Origin of the sequence: Rhodobacter capsulatus (assembly GCF_005144475.1) — a bacterium.
Lineage (GTDB): Bacteria > Pseudomonadota > Alphaproteobacteria > Rhodobacterales > Rhodobacteraceae > Rhodobacter > Rhodobacter capsulatus_C.
This window is the reverse complement of the sequence record NZ_SWJZ01000048.1, coordinates 1-5,058: the sequence shown is the minus strand read 5'-3', so window position 1 is coordinate 5,058 and position 5,058 is coordinate 1. Positions and strand designations below refer to the sequence as shown.

The window sequence follows — 5,058 nt, the reverse complement described above, 5'->3', positions numbered from 1 at the left end:
CCCCCCCCCCCCCCCCCCCCCCCCCCCCCCCCCCCCCCCCCCCCCCCCCCCCCCCCCCCCCCCCCCCCCCCCCCCCCGGGTCGCCCGGGGCGCAAGCCCCGGGCGAAATCCCTACTCCTTCAGCAGGTCTTTCAGCCGCGCCTCTTCCTCGGCCGAAAGCACCGGCGCCAGATCCTCGTCGCGCCGCCGCCCGCGCAGCCACAGGAAGATCCCGCCCAAAGCCACCACCAGCACCGCGGGCCCGATCCAGTAAAGGATCAGATTGGCGCCGCTGTGCTCTGGCTCGAACAGCACATATTCCCCGAAGCGGTCCTTGACGTAGTCGATCACCTGCGCGTCGGTATCGCCCGCCACCAGCCGCTCGCGCACCGCAAGCCGCAGATCGCGCGACACCCCGGCATTCGATTCGTCGATGTTCTCGCCCTGACAGACCGGGCAGCGCAGCACCTGCGAAATCTGCCGTGCCCGGGATTCAAGTCCCGGATCCGACAGAACTTCGTCGGGCTGCACCGCATGAACGGGGGTGGCCAGAACCAGCAACAGCAGAAGTCGTTTCAGCATCATTCACTCCGCCGCAACAGCCGTGCCCGCCACCGCCCGCCGCGCCCCCGCGGCGCTGCGATAGCGCCGGTCGGACAGGCTCAGACCGCCGCCGAAGGCCATCAGAAGACAGCCCGCCCAGATCCAGTTCGCGAAGGGCTTGATATAGGTCCGCACCGCCCAGCCGCCGCCCTCCTGCGGGTCGCCGATCACCAGATAGACGTCGCGCCAGAAGCCGTTGTCGATATCGGCCTCGGTCGTCGGCATCGCCTGCACCGGATAGATGCGCTTTTCGGGATGCAGCACCGCCACCAGCTTGTCGCCCTGCCGCACCTCCATCGTCGCGGTCTTGGCGGTGAAGTTCGGCCCCGGCACGTCCTCGACGGACACCAGCGTGATCGTGTAGCCGCCGACGGGGAAACTCTCGCCCGCCTTCGCCACCCGGATATCCTCGATCTGCCCGGCCATCAGCAGGCCCACGCCCGCAAAGACGATCCCAAGCCCGCCATGCGCGAAAGCCTTGCCCCAGTCCGCGCGCGGCAGCCGCAAGATCCGCCCCGGCGTCCGGCCGGCGCGTTGCCACAGCTCGGCCAGGGCGCCAAAGACGATCCAGGCGCCCAGCCCCGCCGCGCCGAGCGCCAGCATCGGCCGCCCCGTCGCCATCACCCAGACCAGCGCCAGCACGGCCAGCGTCAACACAAGCGCCGGAACCAGCGGCCGCACCAGCTTGCCCAGGCTTGCGCGTTTCCACGGCATCATCGCGCCCAGCGGCAGAAGCACCGCCAGCCCGATCATGAACGGCGTGAAGGCCTTTTCAAAGAACGGCGCCCCCACCGAGAGCTTGCGATCCCAGAACAGCTCCGCGATCAGCGGCCAGACCGTGCCGGTGAACACGACCAGCGCCGCCACCGCCAGAAGCACGTTGTTCACCACCAGCGCCGATTCGCGGCTGACCATGGCAAACAGCCCCTTCGCCTGCATGTCCGAGGCCCGCGCCGCATAAAGCGTCAGCGCGCCGCCGGTGAAGAAGGCCAGGATGAACAGGATGAACACCCCGCGCTCGGGGTCGTTGGCGAAACTGTGCACCGAGGAAATCACGCCCGAGCGCACCAGGAACGTCCCGATCAGCGAAAAGCCGAAGGCCATGATCGCCAGCAGGATCGTCCAGCTTTTCAGCGCCTCGCGCTTTTCGACGACGATGGCCGAATGCAAAAGCGCCGCCGCCAGAAGCCAGGGCATCAGCGAGGCGTTCTCGACCGGGTCCCAGAACCAGAAGCCGCCCCAGCCCAGTTCGTAATAGGCCCACCACGACCCCAGCGCGATGCCGATGGTCAGGAAGATCCAGGCCGCCAAGGTCCAGGGCCGGACCCAGCGCGCCCAGGCGGCATCGACCCGCCCCTCGATCAGCGCGGCGACGGCGAAGCTGAAGGCCATCGAAAGCCCGACATAGCCCAAGTAAAGGAACGGCGGATGGAAGGCCAAGCCGGGGTCCTGCAAGAGCGGGTTCATGTCGCGGCCGTTGAAGGGCGCGTCCTCCAGCCGCAGGAACGGGTTCGAGGTGAAGAGCACGAAGACAAGGAACGCCAGCCCGATCGTGCCCTGCACCGCCAGCACCCGCGCCCGAAGCCGCTCCGGCAGCGCACCGCCAAAGGCCGCCGCCGCTGCGCCGAACATGGCGAGGATCAGCACCCAAAGCAGCATCGAGCCCTCGTGGTTGCCCCAGACGCCGGTGACCTTGTACAGCATCGGCTTGTCGGTATGCGAGTTTTCGTAGACGAGCTTCAGCGAAAAGTCAGACGTCACAAAGGCATAGGTCAGCGCGGCAAAGGCGATGGCGATCAGCCCGAACTGCGCCAGCGCCGCGGGGGTGGCAACGGCCATCCAGCCCGACCAGCCCTTTTGCGCGCCCACCAGGGGAATGACCGCCTGCACCAGCGCCACGCACAGGGCCAGGATCAGGGCGAAATGGCCGGTCTCGACGATCATGCGGGGTCCTCCTCAAGTCGCGGGGATCATAGGGGCAAGACCCCTCGGGGCCAAGGCAGATGCGTATCTGCCGCGCATCTTTCGCAAAAGCGTGAAGCGGTCATTTCCTTTGACTTTGCCCCCGGCCCTGCGCTAAGGGGCAGGCATGATCACCCGGACCGCCCTCTTTGCCCGTCCCCGACGTCGCGCCCTTCGCGCCTGACGTCCGATCTGCCGTGGCTTCTCGCCACACCCTTTCCACAAAACCGCCCCCGAAGGTCCCGGACCGTTGACAGCCGCCCCGCGCCTGTTGCACGCCTTGGCCTTCCTTTTTCAGGAGCCGCAAATGATCGCTTCCGTGCTGCCGACCTACACCCGTGCCCCCCTCGCCTTCGTGCGCGGCGAGGGCTCCTGGCTTTGGACCGCGGATGGCAGCCGATACCTTGATCTGGGCGCCGGGATCGCGGTCAATGCGCTTGGCCATGCGGCGCCCGAACTGGTCGCGACGCTGACCGAACAGGCGGGCAAGCTTTGGCATGTGTCGAACCTGTACCGGATCCCGGAACAGGAACGGCTGGCCGACATGCTGGTGGCCAACACCTTCGCCGATACCGTCTTCTTCACCAATTCGGGGACCGAGGCCTGCGAATTGGCGGTGAAGATGGTGCGCAAGCATTTTTACGAAAAGGGCCAGCCGGAGCGGACTGAGATCCTGACCTTCTCGGGCGCCTTCCATGGCCGCTCCTCCGCCGCGATCGCCGCCGTCGGCACGGAAAAGATGGTCAAGGGCTTCGGCCCGCTGCTGCCCGGCTTCGTCCATCTGCCCTGGGGCGACCTTGACGCGGTGAAAGCCGCCGTCACCGAAACTACGGCGGCGATCCTGATCGAACCGATTCAGGGCGAAGGCGGCATCCGCCCCGCGCCCGAGGGCTTCCTCAAAGCCCTGCGCGAGATCTGCGATGCCACCGGCACGCTTCTGGTCTTTGACGAGGTGCAATGCGGCGTCGCCCGCACCGGCAAACTGTTCGCGCATGAATGGGCGGGCGTCGCCCCCGACGTGATGATGGTGGCCAAGGGCATCGGCGGCGGCTTCCCGCTGGGCGCGGTGCTGGCCACCGAAGACGCCGCCTCGGGGATGATCGCGGGCACGCATGGCTCGACCTATGGCGGCAACCCGCTGGGCTGCGCCATCGGCGCGAAGATGATCGAGATCGTCACCGCGCCGGGTTTTCTGGATGAAGTCAGCCGCAAGGCGGGCTTCCTGCGCCAGCGGCTCGAAGGGCTGGTCGCCGCCCATCCCGACCTTTTCGAAGAGGTGCGCGGTCAGGGCCTGATGCTCGGCCTGCGCTGCAAGCTGCCGCCCGGAGATGTGGTCAAGGCGGCCTATGCGCAGAACCTGCTGACCGTGCCCGCGGCGGATAACGTGCTGCGGCTTCTGCCCGCGCTGACCATCACCGAAGACGACATGGCCGAGGCCGTCCGCCGTCTGGACGCCGCCGCCACCGCGCTCGAAAACCAACCGGCCTGATTTCACCTTGGCCCAAATATCCCGGGGGTCCGGGGGCAGAGCCCCCGGCCTGACGGGAAGGAAACCGACATGACCCATTTTCTTGACATCCACACCACCAGCCCGGCCGATCTGCGCTCGATGATCGACAGCGCCCGGGCGATGAAGACCGCGCGCATGGGCCGCCCGAAAGGCGCGCTCGATGACGATCAGCCGCTGGCGGGCTGCATGGTGGCGCTGATTTTCGAAAAACCCTCGACCCGGACCCGCGTCAGCTTCGATGTCGGCGTGCGGCAGATGGGCGGGCAGACGATGGTGCTTTCGGGCAAGGAGATGCAACTGGGCCATGGCGAGACCATCGCCGACACCGCCCGGGTGCTCTCGCGCTATGTGGATCTGATCATGATCCGCACCTTCGAGGAGGCGACGCTGCTGGAAATGGCGGAATATGCCTCGGTGCCGGTGATCAACGGGCTGACGAACCGCACCCATCCCTGCCAGATCATGGCCGACATCATGACCTATGAAGAACACCGCGGGCCCATTGCCGGGCGCAAGGTGGTCTGGTCGGGCGACGGCAACAACGTCTGCGCGTCCTTCCTGCAGGCGGCGGGGCAGTTCGGCTTCGACCTGACCTTCACCGGGCCGCAGACGCTCGACCCGGAACGGGACTGGATCGAGTTTGCCCGCGGCAAGGGCGTGAATGTGGCGATCGAGCGCGATCCCGCCAAGGCGGTCGAGGGCGCCGATCTGGTCGTCACCGACACCTGGGTCAGCATGCATGACCCGGAATCGGCCAAGGAACGCCGTCACAACCAGCTGCGCCCCTATCAGGTGAACGAGGCGCTGATGGCCAAGGCGAAACCCGATGCCTTGTTCATGCATTGCCTGCCCGCGCACAGGAACGACGAGGCGACCTCGGCCGTGATGGACGGGCCGCATTCGGTGATCTTCGACGAGGCGGAAAACCGGCTGCATGCGCAAAAGGCGATCATGCGCTGGGCTTTGGGCAAGTGAGGCGAGGCCGGGGGCGCTGCCCCCGGACC

At 67.2% G+C, this 5,058-nt stretch carries 4 protein-coding genes; 2 read left to right on the top strand and 2 right to left on the bottom strand.

Translation table 11 applies throughout. From position 1 onward, the window contains the following. Positions 1 to 111 precede the first annotated feature (111 nt). Both FBT96_RS11910 and FBT96_RS11905 read right to left on the bottom strand, forming a co-directional pair. Positions 112 to 564 (bottom strand): cytochrome c-type biogenesis protein, encoded by a 453-nt coding sequence (locus FBT96_RS11910; protein WP_169583407.1) that lies wholly within the window; start codon positions 562 to 564, stop codon positions 112 to 114. Next, complete coding sequence (locus FBT96_RS11905; RefSeq protein ID WP_136906912.1) at positions 565 to 2,526, bottom strand: heme lyase CcmF/NrfE family subunit; 1,962 nt, start codon at positions 2,524 to 2,526, stop codon at positions 565 to 567. Positions 2,527 to 2,851: 325 nt separating this feature from the next. On the opposite strand from FBT96_RS11905, the gene FBT96_RS11900 reads away from it, so the two are divergent. Together FBT96_RS11900 and argF are read left to right on the top strand one after the other, a co-directional pair. Then, on the top strand, positions 2,852 to 4,033 hold the full coding sequence (locus tag FBT96_RS11900; RefSeq protein ID WP_136906910.1) for an aspartate aminotransferase family protein: 1,182 nt from the start codon (positions 2,852 to 2,854) through the stop codon (positions 4,031 to 4,033). 69 nt (positions 4,034 to 4,102) lie between these two features. Beyond that, positions 4,103 to 5,029, top strand: a complete 927-nt coding sequence (gene argF / locus FBT96_RS11895) for an ornithine carbamoyltransferase (RefSeq protein WP_136906908.1) — start codon at positions 4,103 to 4,105, stop codon at positions 5,027 to 5,029. Positions 5,030 to 5,058: the final 29 nt, after the last annotated feature.

Excerpts from the sequence above, each read along its gene's own strand:
- FBT96_RS11910 (WP_169583407.1), bottom strand. The coding sequence starts at position 564 with ATGATGCTGAAACGACTTCTGCTGTTGCTGGTTCTGGCCACCCCCGTT.
- FBT96_RS11905 (WP_136906912.1), bottom strand. The coding sequence starts at position 2,526 with ATGATCGTCGAGACCGGCCATTTCGCCCTGATCCTGGCCCTGTGCGTG.
- FBT96_RS11900 (WP_136906910.1), top strand. The coding sequence starts at position 2,852 with ATGATCGCTTCCGTGCTGCCGACCTACACCCGTGCCCCCCTCGCCTTC.
- argF (WP_136906908.1), top strand. The coding sequence starts at position 4,103 with ATGACCCATTTTCTTGACATCCACACCACCAGCCCGGCCGATCTGCGC.